The sequence below is a fragment of the Spirosoma litoris genome (assembly GCF_054776755.1).
Genome location: NZ_BAAHBI010000010.1, coordinates 58,640 through 83,981 on the forward strand (window position 1 = coordinate 58,640; position 25,342 = coordinate 83,981).

Below are 25,342 nucleotides of genomic sequence, written 5' to 3' on the forward strand. Positions count from 1 at the left end.
CAGGATATGGAGATATTCTTGTCTTATTTTTTTGAAAAGACGTACTTTTGAGAATGATTCCGAAAACGTGGCCAACCGTTATTCTGGTGCTAACGGTGTTTCTGTTGAGTTCTCTAGAGGCTTTTGCAGTTTTCCCGATTGATTCGACTCAGAAAATTAGTATACGTTCTGTAACCCTTAAAGGGAATTACCGCACGCGTGATCGCATTATTCTCCGTGAAATGACCTTGCGTGTTGGCGATTCAGTTCGGCTGGCCGATTTGCCCGGCCGTATTGCCTGGGATCAACGCAATATCAACAATACCACGCTCTTTGTAACGGTTGATATTAGCACTCAACTGATACCATCCCCAGATTCCACCCGACTGGCCCAGCTCGATCTGACCGTAACCATGAAGGAACGATGGTATTTCGTTGCCTATCCGGTTTTTGATCTGGCCGACCGAAATTTTAACGAATGGTGGTATGATCGGGGCCACGACTTTAGCCGAGTTATTTACGGAGGGCATTTGAGTTATCGTAACATAACGGGCAATAATGACAAGCTTCAGATAGCCTTTGAGCGGGGTTTTTTACAGCGAACAGTATTGTCGTATTCTAAACCGTACATCGATCGGGCGCAGAAAATAGGTTTGCGTGTCGATGTGGGCTATATGACCAATAAAGAAATCCCGTATCGCACGCAATTTGATAAGTGGGTTTATGTAAAGTCAGAAGAAACGCTCCGCGAGCGTGCCTACGCAGCGCTAACCCTGACGCACCGCAGGGGGTTGTACCATTACCATACATTAGATACCCGCTATACGCGTTACTCTGTCGCCGATACTATTGTCCGACTGAATCCGGATTATTTTTTGGACAGCCGGACAAACCTGCAGTTTATGGCGTTGACCTACAGTTATCGATACGACCGTCGTGATAACGTGATTTATCCGCTTCAGGGTACGTTGATTTCGGGAGGGATAGGCGTTTCGGGTATTTTGCCAAGCGACAATTTCCATTTTCTGGATATCTCAGCAGCCGCCACCCGGTATTGGTCATTAGGTAAGCATTTCTACTATGCGGGGAGCTTGCGTGGGCGCTCGACCTGGCCTACACGACAGCCTTATTTTAGTCTACGCGGACTGGGTAGTTCGAGCGATATGGTGCGTGGCTATGAGCTATATGTGGTAGATGGACAACGAACTTTTATTTGGCGAAATAGCCTTCGTTATCAGCTGTTTAATGTTCGAAAACAACTGAACTGGTTGCATGTCCGGCAGTTCAATACAGTACCCGTTGCGGCCTATCTGACCGTCTTTGCGGATGCGGGTTATGTACATAGCACAGTTGCTGAGCAATACCAGAGCCTGTTAGCGAACAAACCCCTGGCTGGCACAGGATTGAGCCTCGATGTGGTGAGTTTTTATAATCTGGTGCTCCGCTTCAGCGGAACAATTAATGCGCAAGGTAAGACCGGATTTTTCTTCAATCTGGCGCAGGAGTTGTAGGTTAAGCCGCTTGTTTGGTATCGGTAATAGGTACTAAACGATAGAATTCCAAAGGCTGACTTCGTCTGTACAGTTCGTCGGCGTCATAGGCTAACGGGCTTTTTTGTTCGCTCGACTTCCCCGATTCATCCCAGTACTTATGGCTTATTAAAATGTTTACCCACTGCAATGTCTTTTGCTCACTTACAGAGGCATATTTGAAATTGTCATAGGTCAATAACGCATACTCAGTCCTATTTTTTGCCAAATTCCATTCCTGAAAAAGTAGCTCAAAGTCAATAACTCGTACTTCGCCAGTTGACCAGCGGCAGGTTATTTTGAACGGTTCGACCTTGATAATTTCAGTGATACGTGGTAGTTGACTCATATCCGTTGTAATCTAATAAACTCATCTAATAGTTCATTCTGAATTTGTTCAGCCCATCTACGAACTCGCTTTAACTGTTTTCCTGGTAAATCACCGGCCATGATTTCCAGTGTTCGGATGTTAATTAAGGCTTCGTATTCTGCATAGTACGCATGGAAATGAGGTGGGTTATGGTCGCGTGGGTAGATATAAATTCGAATACCATCGAACGAACTGAACATAAGCCAAAATTGATAAAATTATTAATCAGAACAAAGGCGGAGAAAACGACTATCCGCTCATCAAATCTCCTGCACAATTTTACCTTTCTGTAACCAATCATACTAATTCTGCTACGTTGAGATTAAGTTGCTTCTACATTTGACGCGTCATCTGACCAACTAATCGCTACGCCAATGTAGACGTATCATTCTGATTCCCCGCTTACTAACTGAGTCATTCGACTCCGACTTTCTTTCGCTTACTTTTTAGTTTCTTAATCGTTTAACACCAGTTCATTCATGGAATTTTTATCCCTTGTATCGACGTGGGGCTGGGTAGCCCTGCTCTTAATGGCCGTAGTGCTTTATAAATTAGTCCTGCGCTTTCTGTTCGGGATGGTCATTGTTCCCGAAGATCGGATTGGTCTCGTAACCAAAAAATATGTACTTGTCGGTACTGATCGAGGATTACCCGATGGTCGTATCATTGCAACGAAAGGGGAGGCCGGTTATCAGGCGCAAACCCTGGCTCCTGGACTTTACTGGTGGATGTGGCCCTGGCAATATGGCATCACGATGCAACCGTTTACGGTTGTGCCAGAAGGTAAAATTGGGCTTGTGCTATCTAACGATGGCGTCGAACTGCCAACGGGTAATATCTTGGCTCGTCGTGTCGACTCCGATAATTTTCAGGATACCGAGCGCTTCCTGAACAGTGGAGGGCAAAAGGGCCGACAAACAGCTATCCTCACACCGGGTACCTACCGGATCAACCCCTATGCGTTCACGGTAACGATTGCCGACATGACCGTAATCAAAGAGAACATGGTTGGTATTATTACAACGCTGGATGGAGCGCCCTTACTGCCGGGACAAATTGCGGGTCGGAATGTAGAAGGGCATAACAACTTCCAGAACGTCGATTACTTCCTGCAAAATGGCGGTAACCGCGGACTTCAGCCGCAGGTTGTGCTAGCGGGCTCGTACTACATAAACCCCTGGGCCATTCAGATCGAAGAGATACCGATGACCGAAGTGCCGATTGGGCACGTTGGGGTTGTGATTTCGTACATAGGTGAAGACGGCGAAGACCTGACGGGCGAGTCGTTCAAGCACGGGAACATTGTTCGACGGGGGTTCCGGGGTGTCTGGATGGAGCCACTGGGGCCTGGCAAATATCCAATCAATACCTTTACGATGAAGGTTGAAGGCGTACCGACCACCAACCTTGTGCTAAACTGGGCGAATGCGCGAACAGAAGCCCACGCGTTGGACCGAAACCTGTCGACCATTACCGTTCGTTCGAAAGATGGTTTCCCGTTCAACCTCGACGTAGCGCAGATTATTCACATTCCATCGGCCGAAGCTCCCAAAGTGATTGCCCGTTTTGGGAGCATGACTAACCTGGTTTCGCAGGTGCTTGAGCCAACCATTGGTAACTATTTCCGGAACTCGGCGCAAGACTCGGATGTAATTGCCTTCTTAAGTACCCGGAAAGAACGGCAGGAAGCGGCTCGTGAACACATTCGGGCCGTATTGGAAGTCTATAATGTAAACGCCGTCGATACGCTCATTGGCGACATCGTTCCTCCTGATAGTCTGATGAAAACCTTGACCGACCGGAAGATTGCGCAGGAGGAAGAAAAAACCTATGAAACCCAACGGATGGCGCAGGAAAAACGCCAGGGTATGGAACGCGAAACGGCTCTTGCTGATATTCAACGGGAGGTTGTGAAAGCGCAGCAAAGCGTTGAAATTGCCCAGCGTACAGCTGATGCGGCCGTGAAAAAATCGGAAGGGGAGGCTCGAAGCCTGAAATTACAGGTTGGTGCCGAATCGGAAGCTACGAAAATCAGAGCCGAGGCTAATGCGGAAGCCCGTCGTCGGCAGGCAGCCGCTGATGCTGAAGCCACAAAACTAACGGCCGATGCCGAAGCTGAACGGATTGCTAAAACCGGTAATGCCGAAGCTGAGAAAATTCTGGCCATTGGTCGTTCGACTGCCGAAGCCTACGAGTTGCAGGTTCGGGCTATGGGTGACGAAAATTTTACGCGTTTCAAAATCACCGAAGAGATTGGCAAGGGGCATATCCGCGTCATTCCCGACATTGTTATCAATGGAGCCAGTAATGGTACCGAGGGGTCAATGAATGGACTTATGGGACTGAAACTACTGGAGCAAATTGAAGAACGAAAAACGGGTCAAACTACTAAAATTGTGGATGTAACGAAGCCTGTTGAGGGGGCGAAATAAGTAGCGCGGCTGGAAAGCCGCGAAGCCGAAGGCTAAATTGTGTAGGAGGAAGAGTATCTACAATTTAATCTTCAGCTTCGCGGCTTTCCAGCCGCGCTACTTATAATTTCCCTACCTTTGGGCTAACCTTCACCCAAGTCCAAAGCATCATCTTTGGGACAAAGCTATGCCACAAAAAGAAGCTCCTAAAAAGCCTTCCTCTTCTTTGTTGAGCCTGCTGAAACCTTATTCCAGAATGATTCTGTTGCTGATCCTTTTTGCGTTGATCAGCAATGGAGTGAACCTCATCTTACCGATGCTTATCTCGCACGGTATCGATGCTTATTCGGCAGGAAAATTTGAGTTGCGCACGCTGGTTATCGAGTTCCTGTCGGCAACGCTGTTCATTTTTGTCTTCACGTATCTGCAAAGCATCGTTCAAACCTATGCGTCTGAGCGTGTAGCCCGAGATTTACGGACACAGTTAGCCGACAAAATATCACGCCAGAGCTTTATTTATATTCAGCAGACGAACCCGTCGAAATTATTGACAAACCTGACATCGGATATCGACTCGGTCAAGATGTTTGTCTCACAGGCTATTGTTTCCATTGTTTCTTCGCTTTGCATTATCATTGGGGCAAGTATCCTGCTTATCAATATAAATTGGAAACTGGCGCTAGCTGTATTGACCATTGTGCCGATTATTGGCATTACATTTTACCTGTTGCTGAAAAAAGTGCGGGTGTTATTTATGCGGAGTCGGGAAGTAATTGACTGGCTCAACAAGGTTATCAACGAAAGTATTCTGGGGTCGGCGTTGATTCGGGTCATTAACTCGCAGCAGCTCGAATACGACAAATTTCTGGCCGCCAATACCGATGCAAAGGATTTAGGTATTGCTATTCTGCGTCTGTTTGCTGCGCTGATTCCGGTAATTAGTTTCACGGCTAACATGGCGGGTTTAACAATTCTGGTATTGGGTGGGCATTTTGTTATCACAGGCAGTATGTCGCTGGGCGATTTCGCGGCCTTCAACAGCTATCTCGCTCTGCTGGTTTTTCCGATCATTGTGATTGGATTTATGAGCAACGTGATTGCGCAGTCGTCGGCTTCGTATGAGCGCGTCAATGCTGTCTTGCAGGCGCCCGAGACGATGCAGACAGGCACAGTAGAAGCAACCCTTAAGGGCAACATTGAGCTTAAAAATGTGTCGATGTACTATGGCGACAAACCGGCCTTGAAAGACGTTTCTTTTTCGGTAAAAGCAGGTACGCGAACCGCTATTGTAGGGCCAACGGCAGCCGGAAAAAGCCAGCTCTTGTTTTTGCTGACAGGCTTGCTGAAACCCACTTCTGGAGCCATCGAATACGACGGACTACCCATTGATTCGTATGACGAAGAGAATTTTCACCAGCAGGTTGGGTTTGTGTTTCAGGACAGCATCATGTTCAATCTGAGCCTTCGCGAAAACATAGCCTTTAGTGAAACGGTGACCGATGAATCCTTAAAAAAAGCCATTGATACGGCAGAACTACGAGACTTTGTTGAGTCGTTGCCCGATAAGCTCCAAAGTCTTGTTTCGGAACGGGGAGCTAGTTTGTCGGGCGGGCAGAAGCAACGAATTATGCTGGCTCGCGCATTGGCCTTAAATCCGAAAGTCTTGTTACTGGACGATTTCACCGCGCGAGTTGACTCTAATACCGAGCAGAAGATTTTGGCGGGCGTTCAACAAAACTACCCGGCGTTGACCTTACTATCGGTAACACAGAAGATTGCACCCGTTGAAGAGTATGAGCAGATTATTCTGCTTATGGAAGGTGAAATTATTGCCAAAGGAACTCACACTGAGTTGATGGCTACTAGCCCCGAATACGTTCAGATTTATCAGTCGCAACGCAGCACCAGCCAGTATGAACTACGATCTTAATCAGGCGACCGGGCAGAAAGAAGAGAAGAATGCCACTTACAAAGCCCTCCGAAAATTATTGACTCTTATTGAAGATGAACGCCCAACGCTGATCCTGGCGTTTGTTGCGATTCTGGTCAATTCGGGCTTAACCCTTGTTGGGCCAATGCTGATCGGTCGTACCATCGACAAATATATTCAGACCAAACAGTACGAGGGCGTTTTACGAAATGCCGGTATTCTGATTTGTCTTTATGTTGTTGCGTTCGGGACCAACTATCTGCAAACCCGCATGATGGGCGAAGTAGGGCAGCGTACACTGTTCCGACTACGAAATGCCGTGTTCAATAAATTGCAGGAACTGCCGGTTGCGTTCTTTAACCAGAACAAAGCGGGGGATTTGATTTCCCGGATCAACAATGACACCGACAAACTCAATCAGTTTTTCTCGCAGTCACTGATGCAGTTTGTGGGTAGTATTTTTATTATGTTCGGCGCGGGCATATTTCTATTGTCTATTGATCTTCCGCTTGGGGCGGCTGCTTTGTCGCCAGCTCTTTTGATGTGGGCGTTTACCGCATTGACCTCCGCCTGGGTGAAACGGAAGAATGCCAGTAACCTCAAAAGCGTAGGTAATCTGAGTGCCGAAATTCAGGAGAGCCTCAACAATTTCAAGGTCATTATTGCCTTTAACCGCCGGGATTATTTTCGGAGACGGTTTGATGAGGCTAATCAACAGAGCTATAAAGCAGCCATTGGAGCTGGTTTAGCTAATAATATTATGGCACCGGTTATTGGCATGGTTGCCAACTTTGGGCAACTGATTGTACTGACATTCGGTATTTATCTGATTGCAACGAATCGATTTACCATTGGATTGCTGATTAGCTTTCTGTCGTACGTCAATAACTTTTACAATCCACTACGGCAACTGGCTGCCTTGTGGACAAATTTTCAGGTAGCTCTGGCGGGTTGGGATCGTATTTCACATATGCTTGCCTTGCAAACTAACCTGACAACGGTTGAGCAGCCACTAACGATGCCGACTACTGCATTGCTATCGTTTCAGCATGTGTCTTTTAGTTATCCGAATGGGCAAGAGGTGTTGCACAACATCAACTTTGATCTGGAGCGTGGCAAAACCTATGCGTTGGTTGGGCCAACAGGAGGGGGTAAAACAACGACGGCTTCGTTGATTGCCCGTTTATATGATCCAACTAGTGGAACCGTGTTACTGGATGGCAAAGACATTCGTGCTTATAGTCCCCAAGAACGTACTCGTAAAATTGGGTTTATTTTGCAGGAGCCTTTTTTGTTTACGGGTACCGTTCGAGAAAATATTTTATATGGTAACGAGCAGTTTCAGGGCCATACGAACGAGCAATTGGCCGAGGTAATTCATGAGGCCAATCTGGAGGGTTTGCTGGAGCGTTTTGATGATGGTCTGGATACCAAAGTTCAGACGAGTGCCGATGGCATAAGTTTAGGCCAAAAGCAGCTTATTGCCTTTATGCGTGCTGTTTTACGCAATCCAGAGCTGCTTATTCTGGACGAAGCTACGGCCAACATCGATACGGTTACCGAGCAACTGCTGGAAGAAATCTTACAAAACCTGCCTGAATCTACCACCCGAATTATCATTGCGCACCGCCTGAATACCATTGAAAGCGCCGATGAAATATTTTTTATCAACTCAGGGCAGGTTACCCGGGCCGGTTCACTTAATGATGCGGTTGATATGCTGCTGCATGATAAGCGGACGAGTTAATTTTCGAATCAGGCAGGAACTTCGGCTGGTTCGCGAGCCTCCTGTCGCTTTTTCTCTTCCGCAATTTTTATTGGGCTTCCGAAAATATAAAACAGTTTTTTGCGGATTCCCTTTGCCTTCCTGACATCCTCAACCATATCGGTGAGTTCGTGGAAATTGATAAAAATTGGATTTGCTTTATTCGGGATATTCGTTGTGATACCGTAAATAACAGGCTCGTCTTCAGGTTCGAAGGTGCCAAAAATACGATCCCAGAAAATAAATGTCGCCCCAAAATTTTTATCGATATACTGCTCTTGCGAACCGTGATGGACCCGGTGATTGGAGGGTGTAGCAAAGATATACTCGACCCAGGCAGGCATTTTTCGGATATACTCCGTATGAACCCAAAACTGGAATAATACGGCAATCTGGTTGGTTACAAAGAAGATGATCGGGTGAAAACCCATGAAGGCCACAGGTAGAAAGAATATGATTTTGAGGTGTTGTATCCAGCTTAGGCGGTACGAGACGGTGAGGTTGTAAAATTCACCCGAGTGATGAACAACGTGAGTAGCCCACCAGAAGCGCTGTTCGTGCGAAACACGATGAGCCCAGTAGCTAAAAAAGTCATAGATGATGTAGCATGGCAATAGAGTCCACCACTGCAATTCCATGCGCCAGGGAATCAGATTATAAATCCAGATACACAGGTAAAGTAACCCCAATTTGAGCGCTGCCGTAACGACCAAATTGCCCAAACCGACCAGAATGGACCCAATTGTTTCTTTTTTCTCGTAAAATTCCCGTTCCTGATAATACGTAACGACCATTTCGATAGCCGTAAAAAACAACATCACCGGAACAGCCCACAGAATTATATTGGGGATGCTTTTTTCGATAGTGTGTACGTCGTTGAGGGGAATTTTGCTAGCACCGAACAGAGAAAAAGGCATAAGAATAGTCGATTCGCAATGCGTGTGAGGTTTCTGTTCAACGCCATTTTTTTTAGTTCAGTTTATCTTTGAATGTGATTGTTTGGATTTGTACAGGATTAAATTGGCAAAGTCCTGTTTTATGGTTAATAAGCGGGATTTTGCTCCGTAGCCTCATTCATAGCGAGCAATCGTAAATGGGGGTAATGCATTACTTTTGCAGAACCAACTTCATACCCATGAAAATTCGCTATCTGGCAACAGTCTTTTACCTGTCAATATTTATGCTTAGTGCCTGCAACACGCGAAAGCAGGCAGATACACAAGGCACGGATTCAACCGCAATCGCAGCGACTTCCGGATCGACTACGGAGGTAGAAATCACAGGGCGTTTGGCCGACTTGGGGTTGACGGCAGATACGGATTGGCGGGGCATTAACCTCGGTGATGAGTTTTCTAAAGTAAAAGGACTTGAAAAGGGAGAGCCATTTGAAAGCGACGCTGATCATATCGGCTACACGATTGAACTGAAAAATCTTGAGTCGGCGGATATGCTTTATTATCAGACCGATAGCAAAGTGTCTGCTATTGATGTAGATTTATTTTTAAATAGTCAGCAGTCTGTAACGGATTTTCAGAAAGATCTTAGCGCTTATTTTACAGCCAGATTTGGAACACCTAAGCCTGGCGATGGTGGTACTGTCTGGTCTGGGAGTCAGGGATACACAGTTAGCTTAAAGGATGTCTCGAAAGGCAAGGATTTTGGCCTGAAAATCAAGATGGGGCCACTAAGTGGGACGGCAACAGCTTCGGCGAAATAGTGGCCCAAAGGTTATTGGCAGGAAGCATCTTACTGCTTTCTTCCTGATAGACTAGCTTGAACTTCTAAAACGAAAGCTATGGGTACTTCAACTACATCTGCAATTTGCTCAGGGCTTAGAGTAGCTTTCTTTAATAAATTACTGACTATTTTACGTTCCCCAGCTTCTTTGGCCTTGCGTTGTCCTCTGATAAACAGAACGTCTTTCTCTTCGTTGAAATATTGGGCAATACTATCCATCGTCTTGTCGATTTGTGTCTGTAACCGGGGCGCCGGAGCGATTACGCAATTGGGCTAATATTCTCAATTGCTGAAAATACCGCTTTAACGCAAAATCGCCTTGTGCTGTTTCATCAATCCGGTCGATAACCTGACGAACTACCGTTTCTGGATTTTCTTGTTTAAAGTCTGCCAAAATAGCTAACACTACTTCTTCAGGCTTCTTTGACGTGAGAAATAGTTGATAATCAAGTTGAGCAAATATGATGAGCAGAAATTCAAATCGCATCCGTTCTTCATCGAATTGTATACGCATTTTCGGGCGCTCTGGTCCAATAAAAAGAACATATTGCCGAACGGGCAGCTTGTATTTTCGCCGGAGCATAATGTACTAGTCTGCCATACGATATATCATGTCAGGCTCATCTGCTACCTGAATCTCAAGTTGCAAAATGAATGTATCGTCGTTTGAATCGGTAACCTTCTTCAATACATCCGGTTTACGCTCCTTCGTGTGCTGGATATCGTCTGGTAATTCCGTGGATTCAACCACTTGTATATGGAGGAGATTAGCAATCAGACTGGGAATAACAGCCTCAATATTCTCCTTGAAAATCTTATCATACTGACTGGCCTGTTTATCAACTTTAAGCTGTTGATTATGGCTTTTACGTTTCATGCCCAAAGATATACGCATGTAACGAATTTTGTGTTGTGGTTTATTTGTTTCGTCTGTATTCGAATTTGAACCTAGTGAGCTATCCTAAGGTTGGGAATATTGACTTATAAAAAAGGCCAGCCCGTTTCCGAGCTGGCCTTCTGGTTAATTGATCTTCAATACCGCCATAAAAGCTTCCTGCGGGATTTCGACATTACCAACTTGTCGCATGCGTTTCTTCCCTTTTTTCTGCTTGTCGAGCAATTTACGCTTACGGGAAATATCGCCACCATAACACTTCGCCAAGACGTCTTTGCGCAGGGCGCTCAGGGTTTCTCGGGCAATGATTTTCTGACCGATAGCCGCCTGAATCGCAATTTCAAATTGTTGTCGAGGGATTAATTCCTTGAGCTTTTCACACAGTTTCTTGCCCCATTCGTACGACTTCGAGCGGTGAACGATGGCGGAGAGCGCATCGACCTTATCGCCGTTGAGCATCACGTCGAGCTTCACCATGTCCGATTCGCGGTTGTCCATAAACTCATAATCGAGTGAGGCATAGCCGCGCGAGATCGTCTTGAGTTTATCAAAAAAGTCGAAGACGACTTCGGCTAGTGGCATTTCGAACTGAAGCTCAACGCGCTCGGCCGTTAAGTAGACCTGATTTTTAAGGATACTCCGCTTGTCCATGCAGAGGCTCATAATCCCACCAACATACTCCGCTTTTGTGATGATCTGCGCCCGGATAAAGGGCTCCTCAATATAGTCGATCAGGTTTGGTTCGGGCATATCAGCGGGAGCAGATACCTGAAGCTCCTGCCCTTTGGTTGTCACAACTTCGAAACGTACCGATGGAACCGTGGTGATAACGGTCATATCAAATTCGCGTTCCAGGCGTTCCTGTACAATTTCCATATGGAGCATACCAAGGAAGCCGCAACGGAAACCAAAGCCCAAAGCCGCCGATGTTTCAGGTTCCCATACGAGGGCTGCATCATTGAGCTGGAGTTTCTCCATCGCGTCGCGAAGGTCTTCGAATTCGCTGGTTTCTACTGGATAGATACCAGCAAATACCATTGGTTTCACTTCCGAGAAACCCTGGATGGCCGAACTGGCGGGGTTTTCGATCGTCGTAACTGTATCGCCAACTTTTACTTCTTTGGCTACCTTAATGCCCGAAATCAGATAGCCTACGTCGCCACACTCGATTACATCTTTCGGAACCTGTACCAGACCGAGCGTTCCGACTTCATCCGCAAAATATTCTTTGCCAGTGTTCATGAACTTTACCTTATCGCCTTTGCGAATACGGCCGTTCTTGACCCGGAAGATAACCTCGATACCCCGATAGGAATTGAAGTGAGAATCGAAAATTAAGGCTTGCAATGGTCCTGCGGGTTCGCCTTGGGGAGCTGGAATCCGTTCAACAATGGCGGCCAGAATTTCAGGAACGCCTATACCTTCTTTACCCGATGCCGGAATAATATCATCCCGATCGCAACCCAATAGGTCCACCATCTCGTCCTTAATCTCTTCGGGCATAGCACCTGGCAGGTCGATCTTGTTCAGGACGGGAATAATAACCAGATCGTTGTTCAGGGCCAGATACAGATTGGAAATCGTCTGGGCTTCGGTTCCCTGCGACGCATCGACCAAAAGCAAAGCGCCTTCACAGGCTGCAATGGATCTCGAAACCTCATAGGAAAAGTCAACGTGCCCTGGGGTATCAATCAGGTTTAGGGTGTATAGCTCACCCTTGTGCATGTACTCCATCTGGATGGCGTGGCTCTTGATCGTAATGCCACGTTCACGCTCCAGGTCCATGTCGTCGAGCAATTGGGCCTGCATATCGCGGGCACCTACGGTCTTGGTAAATTCTAATAATCGGTCGGCCAGGGTGCTTTTACCGTGGTCGATGTGCGCAATAATGCAAAAATTACGGATATGTTTCACGCAGGTGAATTACGATGTACGATTTACGATGTACGAGTTGAACAGATTCGTACTATTTATAAATGGCAAATTTAAGCATAAAAAACAAACGCCGGACTCATCGGGGAGCCGGCGTGTTCAATTACACTTCATCAACAAACTAAAAACCAAATGCTGTAGGAGGGGGACTCGAACCGCCCACGGTGCAGTTAGCTACAGTACAACTCTGGTGGTCAACCCCAGTCGCCACAAGGGCGGCATTATGCTGCGTTTATCCTTTATCACCACCCCCGAGACAGGAGGGCACGTCTGCCAATTTCGACATCCTACAGTGTGAGAAAAAAAAGCCAAGAAGACCGGCGTGTGACCCCGCTCGATCAACTTGACAATACAAAGATAGCTGATGAGATTGCTCTATTGCAAATTTTACATAAAAATTTCTTAAAATTTACAATGTGTTCAAAAAAACGATACTTTTGGTATGACTCGTCGAAAATAAAACTAAAATGACCGAAAAAAATTTAGAAATTGATAATACTGATCTTAAAATATTGAGTTTACTAATGCAGGATGCCAATATGGCGTATACTGAAATCGGCAAACGAATCTTCGTATCGGGGGGGACCGTTCATGTTCGCATGAATAAACTGAAGCAAATGGGCATCGTACGAGGATCGCAACTGGTGATTGATCATGCCAAGCTAGGTTGGGATATTAGTGCGTTTCTGGGAATTTACCTGGACAAAAGCTCACTTTATGAGGAAGTTTCCAAACAACTGGAAAAAATTCCTGAAGTTGTCAATGTTCATTACACAACAGGTATTTACAGCATCTTCGCCAAAATCGTTTGTCGGGATACCCAGCACTTGCGTGAAGTGCTCCATGATAAAATTCAGAAAGTGGCTGGTATTCAGCGAACGGAAACCTTTATTTCTCTCGAAGAAAGCGTCAATCGGCCAATCCCGTTTGCGGAGAGTTAACAGCTGGGAGCACGGGGCTAGGAGCACGGAAACTAACTGCCTACCCCGCGCCGAGCCCCTGCCCCCTGCTATTTGAACCCTAAACCACCTTCAGCATGTTATAGTACCCAATAACTCAAAATTCATGCTACCCAAAATTCATGCAACAACAGTGGTTGGGATTCGACACAATGGGCAGGTAGCCCTGGGTGCCGATGGCCAGGCCACAATGGGCAATACCGTTGCCAAAAGTAATGTTCGGAAAGTACGTGTGCTGATGGGCGGCAAAGTGCTGGCCGGTTTTGCAGGTTCTACTGCCGATGCGTTTACGCTGATCGAACGTTTTGAAGAAAAACTGAATGCCTATGGGGGTAACCTTAAACGGGCTGCCATCGAACTGGCCAAGGATTGGCGCACAGATCGCTATCTACGAAAACTGGAAGCCATGCTGATTGTGGCCTCTAAAGAAGACCTATTAATGATATCGGGTACCGGCGATGTAATTGAGCCTGACAGTGATGTTGCGGCCATTGGTTCTGGTGGCATGTATGCCCAGTCGGCGGCAATAGCTCTGAAAAAACACGCTACAGCACTATCGGCTGAGGAAATGGTTCGGGAGAGTCTGCATATTGCGGCAGATGTGTGTATCTATACCAACCATAATTTAGTAGTTGAGTCGTTATAGAGTAAGTTAACAAGATTGCCATCCACCGAAACTCTTAATGGTTAGCAGTTCTTTTTTACATTTGTTGGAACTACCCGACTATACGTTATGAAAATTGTTCCCCGGTTTGCACCTAAAGTAATGAACCGTCGCATTGCGCTCGGATTCATTATGGCCATGGTGCTCATTGCATCGGGGTTTATCATATCCTTTTATAGCTATAACCAGTATAGTGAGGACACAAAGCGGGTTCGGCATACGTACGAAGTGACAGGGACTCTCGAACGCATTTTGTCTTTAATGAAAGATGCTGAAACGGGTGCCAGGGGGTATGTTATTAGTCAGGATTCGACCTACATGTCTCCCTATAAAATGGCCTTACGGCTGTTACCGGAACAGATAAGCCAATTACGAATCCTTTGCAATGACAACCGGGTCCAAATTCAGCGACGAGTTAGGCTAGAACAACTAATTGAGGATAAATTAGCTATAACAAAAGCGCGAATAGGCGTTAAGGTTACGGATAAGCAAAACTGGGCTGTTAACGTAGAAAGTAAGCGGACGATGGATGCCCTTAGATCCCAGGTGACGCTTATGGTCGATACCGAACGGATACTGATGGATATGCGGAATCGGCAGGCAGAACGATCTTTTCGGAATACGCTTGTCATTATTTTCTCGCTATCGTTACTGACGTTCATGGTTCTTGCCATTTCCTACCGTTTGCTGGAGCAGGAGCTGATTCATCGCCAAACAACTGAAGACCAGCTTCGCGAGTTTGAGGGGCAATTGAAAGGGCAGATTCGCCAACTGGAAACATCGAATGAAGAACTGGAACGATTTGCGTTTGTAGCCAGCCATGATTTGCAGGAGCCTTTGCGGAAAATACAGTCGTTTTCCAACTTGATTATGGACCGCTATGCGAATCTGTTTGACGAAGATAGCATGCTGTTTATGAGCAAAATTTCGCACTCGGCCGAGCGAATGTCCAAGCTCATTAAAGATTTATTGAATTTCTCACGAATTTCTAATCATCAGGAAGATTTCAAACCTGTACCTTTGAATGATATTGTGCAGCGTATTCTGGATGACCAGGAATTGCGGATTAAAGGGCTGGATGTGCGGGTTGAAATAGGTGAGTTGCCGGTTATTCAGGCGGTTGCCAGCCAAATGGATCATCTGTTTAATAACCTTATTTCCAATGCGCTTAAATTCACCAGGCCCGGTGTACAACCTGTGCTACGGATTAAGTCAAGGCCAGTCAATGGAGAAGACTACGCTGGTTTAACTGCCGATCGATCTTACGTAGAAATTATCATTGAGGATAATGGAATTGGATTTGAGGAGAAATATTTAGACCACATCTTTAAAGTTTTTCAACGATTACATGGCAAAACTGCTTTTGAAGGAACGGGTATCGGTCTGGCCATTTGCAAACGTGTTGTTATGTACCATCATGGATTTATTACGGCCCGGAGTCAGCCCCAGGAAGGAGCTACTTTCGTAGTCGTGTTGCCCGAAAGCCAATTGCTACAACATTATGACAGACCAACCTCAACCGAAATTCATTCATATCCTACTCGTTGATGACGACGAAGATGATCGTTATCTCACGCGGGAGGCCTTTCATCAACATTATCCGGCCAGTCGTATTTCGTTTGCTGAAGACGGAGAAGATTTAATGGATTTCCTGACCTATAAAGGACGGTATGCTGGTGCCAATCATACGTTGCCAGAACTAATTCTGCTGGATCTGAATATGCCCCGAAAAGATGGTCGGGAAGCCCTACGGGAAATCAAAGCCGATGAGCAATTTCGGCATATTCCAATTGTGGTGTTAACTACTTCTGATGCGAAAGACGATGTGGAAACATCCTATTTTAATGGAGCCAATAGTTTCATTACCAAGCCACCAACCTTTCAGCGGCTCAGTGAAGTAACCAAAGCTATTGGTCAGTACTGGTTCAATGTGGTAACCATCTGTGAACACGAAGAAGGTAAATAAAATAGCGCGGGCGGAAGCTCGCGCTATTTTATTTACCACTCAACCCAACTAATCCCACAAAAATTTTCTCCAGTTCATTGGTTATCGTACGGCTTTGACCCGGCGTGAATTTGTTAACCAATATGCAGAAGCTCATTTGTTCGCCATCTGCGGCTGTGAAATAACCCGCATAGGCTCGGACGCCTTCAATAGAGCCACTCTTCGCCCGAATGTTGCCCGCTGCAATTGTTCCCCGTGCCAGACTACGCACAGTGCCGGTTTGCCCTACTATCGGAATCGTCTCATAAAATTGCGGAAACGATTTTTCACGACCCATAACGCTTAGAATACCGGTCATATTATCGGCTGTAAGAGCGCCAACGGTTGATAGGCCACTACCATCCCGAATCCGGAATCCATCCAGATTAACCCCTTTGCTTTTCCAGAATGTGGTTACTGCTTCCAGGCTACTGCTGGTCGATTTTACGTTTTTGTTCAACGCTAATGCCGCTGTCCGCAAAAATGCTTCTGCATACAGATTGATACTCTGAAAATTCGTTTGTTGGACCAGATCGGTTAACGGGGGAGATTTATGCTGATTGAGAACGGTGCGTTTGCCGGTAGCCGAGAAGCTGGCAGGTAAGCCCCCGCCAATCGAAACCGGCGGATTACTGATGGTGATGTTGTTCTGCACTAACTGGTTTTGTAAGGCATAGGCTGCAAAGTAAGCCGGATCGGGCAACGATCCTTTTACACTGAATTCATTGGCTGGCTCTCCCATAGGCACTTTCCCGGTTAACCACTGCTGGTTCATGAAGGGTACGCCGTAAATATTTACCTGATCGCCAGTATGGGCAGCATCAGTCGTAACCGTATTTCGGAAGGTAAGGTAGGGGAGAAGTGGGTCGGTACGTAGGACAGTTGTTGGGGTGCCAACTGCTTTACCGGGTCTGAAAAAGACACGAAATAAATTTTCATTGATATTTAAGGCACTCAAACTCGCTCCATAATAATTGCCTAAATCGCCAAAAGGCCAGGTGTCTGGGGTGGTCAAGTCATCATATAAGCTGGCATCTCCCACAACCATTCCCTGAATTTTACGAATACCTGCTGCTTTAACCGCATCAGCCCAGCTTTTTAACAGTGCTGGCAGATCGTAGTAATTAGTAAATCGCCAGCTTCCCAGTGATGGATCGCCCGTGCCATGGATATATAAGTTGCCTGTTAGGACACTGTCTTTGATGGCACCGTCGTATTCTAACGTAGTGGTATAAGTGTAATTAGGACCCAGAACAGCGAGAGCGGTGGCTGTGGTAATGAGTTTCAGCGTTGAGGCCGAGGGTAAACTCATTCGGGCATTATAGCCAATTAATTCTTCACCATCTCGCACCCGCCGAACCGAGAGGGCAACCGTTCCGAATCGTGTGGCAGGGTTAGCCTGAAAAGACTCAACCAGACTCATTAGGTGCTGAGTAGCGAGTGAATCAGTCGGGCGCGGAGCCTGTGCCCGACTAGGGGCAGATGTAAAATATATAAGTAAACAAGTGAGTAAAAGGGATAACAAATTGGCCGTAAAACGGGTTATACTGCGCATTTTGGAACAGTTAGGCGATTCGATGGGTATTTCGTACTTTTGCAAACTTACGGAATTCACACCACCAAACTTGCCTTAAGCCATCCTTCACAAAGTCATCGAACATACGATATTGATTAGTTAAAGTTGTACGCATGAAATTATCATTTCTGGGGGCAGCCCGGCAAGTAACAGGTAGTATGTACCTGCTGGAACTGGAGGATGATTACCGCATCCTGATTGACTGTGGTTCGGACATGGAACGCTCCAGTTCGAACGGTCAGACGGCCCCCGCCGTTACTCATCCGGGATTTTTCCCTTTTGAGGCTTCAAGTATTAACCTGGTTCTACTGACACATGCGCATGTAGATCATTCGGGCAATCTACCCAACCTATTTCGCGAAGGTTACGAAGGTCAGATTCTGTGCACCGAGCCAACTTTCGCATTGACCAATGTGCTTCTCAACGATGCGGCCTCGCTCAATCAAAAGCGAATTAACGAGCTGAATGCCAGTAAGAAACAGCGCGTGAAAGATCGTCAGATACAGATGCAAAAAGATCTGTATCTAGGTTTGCAGGTACGCGAAACAATGGAGAATGTAGTGCCTATTGGTTTCAATCGGAAATTTAGAGTGACCGATGGTGTAGACGTTACGTTTATTCCGGCGGGTCACTTACTGGGCGCGGCTCACATTGTGATTAACGTGATCGAAAATGGTGAGCGCAAAAGTATCTGCTTCTCGGGCGATATTGGCCGAAAGAACTACCCACTCTTAGTTGATCCTGGCACGGTGCCGAATGTCGATTATTTAGTTTGTGAAAGCACCTACGGAAATCGACTTCATGAAAATACCATGTCGCCCGAAGATGCCCTGGCCGACATTATCCAGCGAACCTGCATCGATATTCCTGGCCGACTTATTATTCCATCTTTTAGCGTTGGTCGAACACAAGCTCTGCTCTATACGCTCAACCGGCTGTATACTGAACGGAATTTCCCGCCAATCAAGGTCTTCTCCGACAGCCCGATGGGGTACGAAAGTACCAAGATTTACATGCAGCATGTGAAAATGCTGAACAATGAGGCCAAAGAGTTTTACAAGGAGAACGAGACGCTTTTTGACTTCGAGAATTTCCAGTTTCTGGAATCGGCGAAAGCCAGTAAGGCGGTGTCGAATTTTGCTGAGCCTTGTATAATCATCTCATCTTCAGGGATGGTACAAGGCGGTCGGGTTGAGTACCATATCGCTGAGAACATCAGCAATCCATACGCGACTATCCTGATTATTGGGTATTGCGCCGAAGGAACGCTCGGCTGGCGACTGTTGAATGGTCAGCAAACGTTGAGCATAAAAGGAACAGATCATCAGGTACTAGCCAACATTGAGAAAATTGACGTGTTTAGTGGACATGGAGATCGCAATGACCTGATTAATTTTGTGGCGATGCAATCGCCCGAAACACTCAAGTCTATTTTCCTGGTTCATGGAGAATACGAGAGTATGGAGTCTTTCAAAGCCACGCTGGCCGAAGAAGGCTATCCGCAGGTGATCATTCCAAAAAAAGGCGAAAGCTATGAGTTATAAATGATGAAATCTAAATTATGAATGATGAATGATGAATGATGAATTGATCAGACTGTCTGCAATTTATCATTCATCATTCATCATTCATCATTATACATGAGAACATACCTCGATTTTGAAAAGCCCATTGCCGACCTCGAAGCGCGGCTGGAAGAGACGAAAAAATTGGCTCAAACCAGTAATGTCGACGTGAGCGAAGCCGTTGCCATTCTTGAACAAAGCATTGATAAGCTTCGGCTTGAGATTTTTCAAAACCTCACCCGTTGGCAGCGTGTTCAGCTATCGCGCCATCCCGATCGGCCATATACCCTCGACTATATTTCCCTGATGTGCAATCAGTTTATCGAACTGCACGGCGACCGTACGGTTCGTGACGATCCGGCGATGGTGGGTGGTTTCTGCGAACTGGGCGACCAGACGGTCATGATTATCGGGCAGCAGAAAGGGCGAAATACCAAACAGCGGCAGTATCGGAACTTTGGTATGCCTAACCCCGAAGGCTACCGGAAAGCGTTGCGCCTGATGAAGCTGGCCGAAAAGTTTAACAAGCCGATCATTACGCTGATTGACACACCGGGTGCCTATCCGGGTCTGGAGGCCGAAGAGCGGGGGCAGGGCGAAGCGATTGCCCGCAACCTGAAAGAAATGTTTATGCTGACGGTTCCCGTTATCTGTATCGTCATCGGTGAAGGCGCATCGGGTGGTGCATTGGGCATTGCCATCGGCGATAAAGTATTTATGCTCGAAAACACCTGGTATTCGGTTATCTCGCCCGAAAACTGCTCAACTATTCTCTGGCGGAGTTGGAATTTCAAGGAGCAGGCTGCCGAAGCTATGAAGCTGACAGCTCGTGATATGAAGCTGAATAAACTGGTCGATGAAATTGTGGAAGAACCGCTTGGTGGCGCGCATAACGACCATCAGAAAATGGCCAACCATCTGAAAGACGTCATTTTAAAAGCACTAGCTGAACTTAACGCGATCGACCCGCAGGAACGTATCAATCAACGGATTGAGAAATTCTGTGATATGGGTGTTGTTCTTGAATAAATAGATTGTTTCAAGTTCAAGGTTTCATGTTCCCTAACTGAAACCTTGAACTTGAAACCCCGAAACAATAAACTTGTGAAAAACCTCATTTTCGACCTCGGTGATGTGATCATTCCGATTGACCTGACCGCTCCGGTTCGAAATTTTGCCATGTTGGCGAATCTGCCCGAAGACGAAGTCACAGCGATTTGGAAGCAGTTCGAGATTATTGGACAGTATGAAACTGGCCTTATTGACGACATGGCCTTTCGCGACCACGTTCGGAAGGTATTAAAAAATGATAGTTGGGCCGATGAGGTTATTGATACCGCCTGGAACACGGTTTTACTAGAATTGCCTGTTGAACGGGTCGAGCGGATTAAAGAACTGAAACAGAACTACCGTTTGTTTCTTCTGAGCAATACCAGCCCCATTCATATTCGGCGGGTGAATCAAATGCTGACCAGTCTGAATCAGCCAACGTTGGAGGAACTGTTTGAACGGGTGTTCTATTCCTACGATGTTCGAATCGCAAAACCCTCTCCCGAAATTTATCAACACGTTTTAACCGAAGCAGGTCTAGTAGCCGAAGAAACTGCCTTCTTCGACGATAATGCCGCCAATATCGAGTCGGCTGCCAAGCTAGGTATCCAGGCTGTACGGGTGGAGCCGCCAATGACGATTCTTGATTACTTAAAAGATGTATGATGTATGATATAGGATGTATGAACGAGTCGCTAAATCATACATCCTATATCATACATCATACATCTCAATACATACATGAGCCAACGTACCAAAACTTACCTCCTGCACGGAGGTCTTTTTTTAATTACCCTTATTACTACCACACTGGCTGGAGCTGAGTGGATGTATGGGAGTCTCTTTATTCCATTCGAGGGAATAACCAAACCACTGGGGTGGTCGGAGTTTTTGGGCGGGTTTCAATTCTCGATCCCCTTTCTGGCTATCCTGACGGTCCATGAATTTGGCCATTACTTTACGGCTAAAGCAAACAAAGTTCGGGTGACGTTGCCCTATTACATTCCGCTCTGGTTGGGTATTGGCCAGAGCATTGGCACGTTGGGCGCTTTTATTCGGATCAAGGATTACATTAACAGTCGCCGGAAGTATTTTGATATTGGCATTGCTGGCCCGTTGGCTGGTTTTGTGCTGGCGCTAGTTGTTTTGTGGTATGCTTTTTCGCATCTGCCACCACCTGAATTTATCTTTACCATTCACCCCGAGTACGCCAAGTGGGGTCTTGATTACGGGAAATATGCTTATAAAAACCTGCCAGAAGGTGCGGCTATTGGTCTGGGCGATAACCTGCTATTCAGCTTCTTCAAAACATACGTAGCCGATCCGGCCCGTGTGCCGCATCCGTACGAAATGGTGCACTATCCGTATGTGATGGCAGGCTATCTGGCGTTGTTTTTTACATCACTGAACCTGATTCCCATTGGACAGCTGGACGGTGGGCATATCCTCTATGGCCTAATCGGACGCAAACGATTTCAATGGGTGGCTCCAGCTTTGTTCATCGTCTTTGCTTTTTATGCGGGATTAGGTTCCTACAAACCCTCCGACTTTGCCGTACCAACCGATGAAGCTTTTTTTGAGGAGTTGGGAGAGTTTGGGCTTTATGTAGGTTTCTTATATCTGGCATTTTCACGCATAAGCGAAAATTGGGTGACCTCACTACTCATTGCACTCAGCGTTGTAATAGCTCAATTGGCTGTATCGTGGGTGTGGCCAAATGCAGAAGGATATTCAAATTTCCTGGTTTTTGTCTTTGTCGTTGGGCGTTTTCTGGGCATTTACCATCCAGAAACGGAGCAGGACGAGCCGCTCGATCTGAAGCGGCAGATATTAGGCTGGCTCGCGCTGATCATTTTTGTTTTGTGCTTTAGTCCGCGGCCTTTCATACTGTAACGTGAATTATGGCCGATTTACGAATAGTATAATACTTGTTTTTTGTCATCCCGACGGCAGTAGGGATCTTCGGCAACTGGTTACTTACCGAAGATCCCTACTGCTGTCGGGATGACAAAAAAATACTATAAATGGCTAACAATCAGTTGATAAATCCAGATTTTATCCATAATTTACGTTACTTTAGGAACGATTAATGGATAATGATCACGCGCCTGCAATTGTCCATTCTACATTATCCATTATTTATCACTACAGCTTCATCTGATTGCTCAGGGCAAAGACTTCTTTAAGGCATTTGGCTGTGAGTACCGAATCTTCCAGTGCATTATGAAACCCATCTTCGCGGGAAAATCCGAAGTAATTGGCAATGGCTGTCAGACTTAGCCGATCTGGAACTTTACGGCCGTTGGCTTTTAGAACCCGGAACGTAAAATAAGCTAATGTGTGCAAATCAAGCAGCACGCGCGAATAGGGCCACTTGAGCTTCTCGTACCGGTAAGCTTCTTTTAGAAAGTTTATGTCGTTAATCACACTCTGACCGCAGATGATCACATCGCGCAGAAAAGGTGTTCGATCTAGCTGACCTTTTGGAATGCGCAAACTCAACTCTTTACAAATCCATTCTTCCATTTCAGGCAATACATCGTAGATCATGGGAGCATCTTCCAGATCGGTCAAAGAAAGATTATGGATTTTCTCGGATGAGGAAGAGAACGCGTCTTTATTTTCTGGATAGACATTGGTTAGATATTGACCTTTTTCAACCCAGTTGTCGTCGAAAAGCACGGCACCGATTTGAATTATTTCGTTGTAATCCGGTTCTGGCCCGGTCATCTCAAGGTCGAGTACTAAATAAGGCATATGGGACTAATGTTTCTGGAAAGGTATAAAAGGTTCGTGAATTTTTATCTTCGAATTAAAATGAAAAATAATAAAGCAATTTTTCATCGATGAAACATTTCGATGTGTGTCGCCGTTTTACTATCATACTCACAAACAAAGCCCTGACAGTCTATTCTGCCAGGGCTTTTTCGTTCAGGTCCAATACGTTTTAGTTGATTACAGAAATCTATAGGTTCTCCCCCCAAATGTATTTGCTGAACCAGCGGTAGTTTTCTTCCATAACCTGGCGCATGGGCTTAGGTTTTGTGATTCCATGCCCAAAACCTTTATAAACAACCATCTTAACGGGTACGCCTTTATCTTCTAAAGCTAGTCGTAATTCATAAGCATTGGCAATAGGAACACGTCGATCCAGCTCGCCATGTTGAATTAGGGTAGGCGTTTTAGCCCGACTAACATAGCTAATGGGTGATGTTTTCTGGTAAATATCCGCATTGTCCCAGGGTGTGCCTTGTAAGTATTGGCGAGTAAAAGGTGTAATGTCGGTATTCTGATAGTAAGTTGCCCAGTTTGAGATTCCGGCTCCCACTGAGGTTGCTTTGAACCGATCGCTGTAAGTTGTGATAAAAGCCGAAATATAGCCGCCCTGACTCCAACCCATAGCGCCCACTTTATCTTTATCGACAATGCCTTTGCCAATCAGGTAATCAACGCCTGAGATGACATCATCGTAATCACCCAAGCCTAAGTTCTTCACATTCAGGGCCCTGAATTTGCTGCCATACCCTGCCGACCCGCGATAGTTGGGGCGTAATACGAGTGCTCCTTTGGCTGTAAATTGTTCAATCGGATAGTAACGATCGGCGGTAACGGATGGCAGATCGATTCCGGTTGGACCACCGTGAATAACGACCAGAAGCGGATATTTTCGGGTAGGGTCAAAATTAGCGGGCTTAATCAAAATGCCTTCAATGACATTACCATCTACTGATTTCCAACTGACAACCTCGCGGGTCGAGATTTTGAAGGGCGCTAACTGTTTGCTCATTGTTGTCAGCGTTTTGGGGGCAAACGTGCGGACGGATGAGATCTGAATTTCTGCGTATTGATTGGGAAGCGCCCCCACGAACGCCATCTGCTGGCCATCTTTGCTGAACGAGAACTGAGTAGCGATCAGGTTATCTGGCTTCGTGAGTCGTTCCGTTTTCAGGGTAGCCGGATCGATTCGGAATAAATGTGCGGCCGTTTTTTGATACCCACTGAACAAAATGCCATCGTTTGTCCACTCCAGCAGATTGGCGTTTTCATCGAACGTGTTGGTCAGGATTTTTGGCGTGCCGCCCGAAGCGGGTATGGTGGCAATGAGTCGGTTTGTGTAGAAATAAAATTCGTTTTCGTTGGCTGTTGTAAAGGCAATTTGCTGACCATCAGGCGACCAGACCGGGTTTTGATCAGGCCCTTTGAGCGATACTATTTTGCGGGTAATGGTGTCGCCAAGTGTCAATACATACAAATCAGAAGTATGTCCATTGATGAGGTCCGGGTTTTTCGAGGCATCGAACGCAATTTTCTTCCCATCGGGCGATACAACGAAACTACCGACTGAAAAACCAATTCCTTTGGTTAAGGCTTTGGCCTGGGCAGGTTTCTCATTGGTCAGGCTGTCGAGCAGATACAGATGCACCATTTTGTAGTCGTCGCGAACAACCTCATAATCACTGTATTTCTCCTTTCGCTCCTTGTCTAGTTTGCTGTCGGGCACAGTGGCCGAAAACACAATTTGCTTTCCGGTTGGCGACCATTTAAAGGACGTTACCCCCGTTTCAAATTTGGTCAAAGGACGGGCTTCCCCGCCGAAAGGGCTGATCAGGTACAATTGAGATTTGTCATCCCGTGTAGACAAAAAAGCCAGCCATTTCCCATCTGGCGACCAGGCGGCACTGTTGTTCGATTTCTTGGAGTTTGTTAATTGAAATTGATCTCCTGTGGTTGTGTTAGCCAGCCAAATATCGGTGTCGAATGTATTCTCATCCCAATTGGTTTTGGTGACCGTATAAGCAACCCACTTGCCATCGGGCGAGAGTTGGGGATTCGACACGCTTTTCATGTCGATTGATTGAACTATGCTTGGTGCTTGGGCCAATACACAGTTTGGACTAACCAGACAGGCTAGTAGAGCGAGGAAGTAAAGAGGTTTCATTGATGAATAGCTTGGTTGTATGAAACTCCAAGATATGGAATTTAGCGCAGATCGCGT

The 25,342-nt window shown here is 46.2% G+C and carries 23 protein-coding genes; 13 read left to right on the plus strand and 10 right to left on the minus strand.

The window, feature by feature from the left end:
* Nucleotides 1-53: 53 nt before the first annotated feature.
* On the plus strand, nt 54-1,490 hold the full coding sequence (locus ACYVGR_RS06535; RefSeq protein ID WP_460954774.1) for a BamA/TamA family outer membrane protein: 1,437 nt from the start codon (nt 54-56) through the stop codon (nt 1,488-1,490).
* Between the two features lies 1 nt (nt 1,491).
* On the opposite strand, the gene ACYVGR_RS06540 is transcribed toward ACYVGR_RS06535, so the two are convergent.
* Both ACYVGR_RS06540 and ACYVGR_RS06545 read right to left on the minus strand, forming a co-directional pair.
* Complete coding sequence (locus ACYVGR_RS06540) at nt 1,492-1,857, minus strand: hypothetical protein (protein WP_460954776.1); 366 nt, start codon at nt 1,855-1,857, stop codon at nt 1,492-1,494.
* Nucleotides 1,854-2,078: a DUF4160 domain-containing protein gene (locus ACYVGR_RS06545; RefSeq protein WP_460954778.1), complete on the minus strand. Its 225-nt coding sequence runs from the start codon at nt 2,076-2,078 to the stop codon at nt 1,854-1,856. Before ACYVGR_RS06545 ends, ACYVGR_RS06540 begins: the two co-directional genes overlap by 4 nt.
* 279 nt (nt 2,079-2,357) lie before the next feature.
* On the opposite strand from ACYVGR_RS06545, the gene ACYVGR_RS06550 reads away from it, so the two are divergent.
* The 3 genes from ACYVGR_RS06550 (at nt 2,358) to ACYVGR_RS06560 (ending at nt 7,966) form a co-directional block, all read left to right on the plus strand.
* On the plus strand, nt 2,358-4,310 hold the full coding sequence (locus ACYVGR_RS06550) for an SPFH domain-containing protein (protein ID WP_460954780.1): 1,953 nt from the start codon (nt 2,358-2,360) through the stop codon (nt 4,308-4,310).
* A 166-nt stretch (nt 4,311-4,476) separates the two neighbouring features.
* Nucleotides 4,477-6,219, plus strand: coding sequence for an ABC transporter ATP-binding protein (locus ACYVGR_RS06555; protein WP_460954782.1), 1,743 nt, complete (start codon nt 4,477-4,479; stop codon nt 6,217-6,219).
* Nucleotides 6,203-7,966, plus strand: coding sequence for an ABC transporter ATP-binding protein (locus ACYVGR_RS06560; protein WP_460954784.1), 1,764 nt, complete (start codon nt 6,203-6,205; stop codon nt 7,964-7,966). Before ACYVGR_RS06555 ends, ACYVGR_RS06560 begins: the two co-directional genes overlap by 17 nt.
* Before the next feature lie 8 nt (nt 7,967-7,974).
* Here ACYVGR_RS06560 and ACYVGR_RS06565 read toward each other — a convergent pair whose 3' ends face one another.
* The gene (locus ACYVGR_RS06565) at nt 7,975-8,901 is read right to left on the minus strand and encodes a sterol desaturase family protein (RefSeq protein ID WP_460954786.1); all 927 of its coding nucleotides are present in this window, start codon (nt 8,899-8,901) and stop codon (nt 7,975-7,977) included.
* A gap of 218 nt (nt 8,902-9,119) precedes the next feature.
* Between ACYVGR_RS06565 and ACYVGR_RS06570 the strand changes: the two genes are divergently transcribed.
* Nucleotides 9,120-9,701, plus strand: coding sequence for a hypothetical protein (locus tag ACYVGR_RS06570; RefSeq protein ID WP_460954788.1), 582 nt, complete (start codon nt 9,120-9,122; stop codon nt 9,699-9,701).
* A gap of 29 nt (nt 9,702-9,730) precedes the next feature.
* On the opposite strand, the gene ACYVGR_RS06575 is transcribed toward ACYVGR_RS06570, so the two are convergent.
* From ACYVGR_RS06575 to lepA, 4 genes are all read right to left on the minus strand, one after another.
* Complete coding sequence (locus ACYVGR_RS06575; RefSeq protein WP_460954790.1) at nt 9,731-9,940, minus strand: hypothetical protein; 210 nt, start codon at nt 9,938-9,940, stop codon at nt 9,731-9,733.
* Nucleotides 9,933-10,304: a hypothetical protein gene (locus tag ACYVGR_RS06580; protein ID WP_460954792.1), complete on the minus strand. Its 372-nt coding sequence runs from the start codon at nt 10,302-10,304 to the stop codon at nt 9,933-9,935. The genes ACYVGR_RS06575 and ACYVGR_RS06580 overlap by 8 nt, the downstream gene beginning before the upstream one ends.
* 6 nt (nt 10,305-10,310) lie before the next feature.
* Complete coding sequence (locus ACYVGR_RS06585; protein WP_460954794.1) at nt 10,311-10,616, minus strand: hypothetical protein; 306 nt, start codon at nt 10,614-10,616, stop codon at nt 10,311-10,313.
* A gap of 126 nt (nt 10,617-10,742) precedes the next feature.
* The gene (gene lepA, locus ACYVGR_RS06590) at nt 10,743-12,530 is read right to left on the minus strand and encodes a translation elongation factor 4 (protein ID WP_460954796.1); all 1,788 of its coding nucleotides are present in this window, start codon (nt 12,528-12,530) and stop codon (nt 10,743-10,745) included.
* Nucleotides 12,531-13,015: 485 nt separating this feature from the next.
* Between lepA and ACYVGR_RS06595 the strand changes: the two genes are divergently transcribed.
* The 4 genes from ACYVGR_RS06595 to ACYVGR_RS06610 all read left to right on the plus strand — a co-directional run bounded on the left by ACYVGR_RS06595 (nt 13,016) and on the right by ACYVGR_RS06610 (nt 16,137).
* The gene (locus tag ACYVGR_RS06595; RefSeq protein ID WP_157589137.1) at nt 13,016-13,489 is read left to right on the plus strand and encodes an Lrp/AsnC ligand binding domain-containing protein; all 474 of its coding nucleotides are present in this window, start codon (nt 13,016-13,018) and stop codon (nt 13,487-13,489) included.
* A gap of 124 nt (nt 13,490-13,613) precedes the next feature.
* Complete coding sequence (gene hslV, locus ACYVGR_RS06600) at nt 13,614-14,153, plus strand: ATP-dependent protease subunit HslV (RefSeq protein ID WP_182463634.1); 540 nt, start codon at nt 13,614-13,616, stop codon at nt 14,151-14,153.
* A gap of 87 nt (nt 14,154-14,240) precedes the next feature.
* Nucleotides 14,241-15,719, plus strand: a complete 1,479-nt coding sequence (locus ACYVGR_RS06605; RefSeq protein ID WP_460954799.1) for a sensor histidine kinase — start codon at nt 14,241-14,243, stop codon at nt 15,717-15,719.
* Complete coding sequence (locus ACYVGR_RS06610) at nt 15,673-16,137, plus strand: response regulator (RefSeq protein ID WP_460954801.1); 465 nt, start codon at nt 15,673-15,675, stop codon at nt 16,135-16,137. The genes ACYVGR_RS06605 and ACYVGR_RS06610 overlap by 47 nt, the downstream gene beginning before the upstream one ends.
* Before the next feature lie 28 nt (nt 16,138-16,165).
* Here ACYVGR_RS06610 and dacB read toward each other — a convergent pair whose 3' ends face one another.
* A complete protein-coding gene (dacB, locus tag ACYVGR_RS06615; protein ID WP_460954803.1) occupies nt 16,166-17,710 on the minus strand; it encodes a D-alanyl-D-alanine carboxypeptidase/D-alanyl-D-alanine endopeptidase in 1,545 nt (514 codons plus the stop codon).
* 134 nt (nt 17,711-17,844) lie between these two features.
* Here dacB and ACYVGR_RS06620 point away from each other — a divergent pair, with 134 nt between their 5' ends.
* From ACYVGR_RS06620 to ACYVGR_RS06635, 4 genes are all read left to right on the plus strand, one after another.
* Complete coding sequence (locus tag ACYVGR_RS06620; protein WP_460954805.1) at nt 17,845-19,275, plus strand: MBL fold metallo-hydrolase RNA specificity domain-containing protein; 1,431 nt, start codon at nt 17,845-17,847, stop codon at nt 19,273-19,275.
* Between the two features lie 96 nt (nt 19,276-19,371).
* Nucleotides 19,372-20,325, plus strand: coding sequence for an acetyl-CoA carboxylase carboxyltransferase subunit alpha (locus ACYVGR_RS06625; RefSeq protein ID WP_460954807.1), 954 nt, complete (start codon nt 19,372-19,374; stop codon nt 20,323-20,325).
* Nucleotides 20,326-20,400: 75 nt separating this feature from the next.
* The gene (locus ACYVGR_RS06630) at nt 20,401-21,012 is read left to right on the plus strand and encodes an HAD family hydrolase (protein ID WP_460954809.1); all 612 of its coding nucleotides are present in this window, start codon (nt 20,401-20,403) and stop codon (nt 21,010-21,012) included.
* Nucleotides 21,013-21,087: 75 nt separating this feature from the next.
* On the plus strand, nt 21,088-22,239 hold the full coding sequence (locus ACYVGR_RS06635) for a site-2 protease family protein (protein ID WP_460954811.1): 1,152 nt from the start codon (nt 21,088-21,090) through the stop codon (nt 22,237-22,239).
* Between the two features lie 252 nt (nt 22,240-22,491).
* Here ACYVGR_RS06635 and ACYVGR_RS06640 read toward each other — a convergent pair whose 3' ends face one another.
* A complete protein-coding gene (locus tag ACYVGR_RS06640) occupies nt 22,492-23,103 on the minus strand; it encodes a 3'-5' exonuclease (protein WP_460954813.1) in 612 nt (203 codons plus the stop codon).
* A 208-nt stretch (nt 23,104-23,311) separates the two neighbouring features.
* Complete coding sequence (locus tag ACYVGR_RS06645) at nt 23,312-25,285, minus strand: S9 family peptidase (protein WP_460954815.1); 1,974 nt, start codon at nt 25,283-25,285, stop codon at nt 23,312-23,314.
* Between the last annotated feature and the right edge of the window lie 57 nt (nt 25,286-25,342).

What these genes read in the sequence shown, in the direction of transcription:
- ACYVGR_RS06620 (WP_460954805.1), top strand. Translation starts at nt 17,845, where the DNA reads ATGAAATTATCATTTCTGGGGGCAGCCCGGCAAGTAACAGGTAGTATG.
- ACYVGR_RS06595 (WP_157589137.1), top strand. Translation starts at nt 13,016, where the DNA reads ATGACCGAAAAAAATTTAGAAATTGATAATACTGATCTTAAAATATTG.
- ACYVGR_RS06585 (WP_460954794.1), bottom strand. Translation starts at nt 10,616, where the DNA reads ATGCGTATATCTTTGGGCATGAAACGTAAAAGCCATAATCAACAGCTT.
- ACYVGR_RS06610 (WP_460954801.1), top strand. Translation starts at nt 15,673, where the DNA reads ATGACAGACCAACCTCAACCGAAATTCATTCATATCCTACTCGTTGAT.
- ACYVGR_RS06535 (WP_460954774.1), top strand. Translation starts at nt 54, where the DNA reads ATGATTCCGAAAACGTGGCCAACCGTTATTCTGGTGCTAACGGTGTTT.
- ACYVGR_RS06605 (WP_460954799.1), top strand. Translation starts at nt 14,241, where the DNA reads ATGAAAATTGTTCCCCGGTTTGCACCTAAAGTAATGAACCGTCGCATT.
- ACYVGR_RS06625 (WP_460954807.1), top strand. Translation starts at nt 19,372, where the DNA reads ATGAGAACATACCTCGATTTTGAAAAGCCCATTGCCGACCTCGAAGCG.
- ACYVGR_RS06540 (WP_460954776.1), bottom strand. Translation starts at nt 1,857, where the DNA reads ATGAGTCAACTACCACGTATCACTGAAATTATCAAGGTCGAACCGTTC.
- ACYVGR_RS06580 (WP_460954792.1), bottom strand. Translation starts at nt 10,304, where the DNA reads ATGCTCCGGCGAAAATACAAGCTGCCCGTTCGGCAATATGTTCTTTTT.
- ACYVGR_RS06635 (WP_460954811.1), top strand. Translation starts at nt 21,088, where the DNA reads ATGAGCCAACGTACCAAAACTTACCTCCTGCACGGAGGTCTTTTTTTA.
- ACYVGR_RS06570 (WP_460954788.1), top strand. Translation starts at nt 9,120, where the DNA reads ATGAAAATTCGCTATCTGGCAACAGTCTTTTACCTGTCAATATTTATG.
- hslV (WP_182463634.1), top strand. Translation starts at nt 13,614, where the DNA reads ATGCTACCCAAAATTCATGCAACAACAGTGGTTGGGATTCGACACAAT.
- ACYVGR_RS06645 (WP_460954815.1), bottom strand. Translation starts at nt 25,285, where the DNA reads ATGAAACCTCTTTACTTCCTCGCTCTACTAGCCTGTCTGGTTAGTCCA.
- ACYVGR_RS06550 (WP_460954780.1), top strand. Translation starts at nt 2,358, where the DNA reads ATGGAATTTTTATCCCTTGTATCGACGTGGGGCTGGGTAGCCCTGCTC.
- ACYVGR_RS06545 (WP_460954778.1), bottom strand. Translation starts at nt 2,078, where the DNA reads ATGTTCAGTTCGTTCGATGGTATTCGAATTTATATCTACCCACGCGAC.
- ACYVGR_RS06565 (WP_460954786.1), bottom strand. Translation starts at nt 8,901, where the DNA reads ATGCCTTTTTCTCTGTTCGGTGCTAGCAAAATTCCCCTCAACGACGTA.
- ACYVGR_RS06640 (WP_460954813.1), bottom strand. Translation starts at nt 23,103, where the DNA reads ATGCCTTATTTAGTACTCGACCTTGAGATGACCGGGCCAGAACCGGAT.
- ACYVGR_RS06560 (WP_460954784.1), top strand. Translation starts at nt 6,203, where the DNA reads ATGAACTACGATCTTAATCAGGCGACCGGGCAGAAAGAAGAGAAGAAT.
- ACYVGR_RS06575 (WP_460954790.1), bottom strand. Translation starts at nt 9,940, where the DNA reads ATGGATAGTATTGCCCAATATTTCAACGAAGAGAAAGACGTTCTGTTT.
- dacB (WP_460954803.1), bottom strand. Translation starts at nt 17,710, where the DNA reads ATGCGCAGTATAACCCGTTTTACGGCCAATTTGTTATCCCTTTTACTC.
- ACYVGR_RS06555 (WP_460954782.1), top strand. Translation starts at nt 4,477, where the DNA reads ATGCCACAAAAAGAAGCTCCTAAAAAGCCTTCCTCTTCTTTGTTGAGC.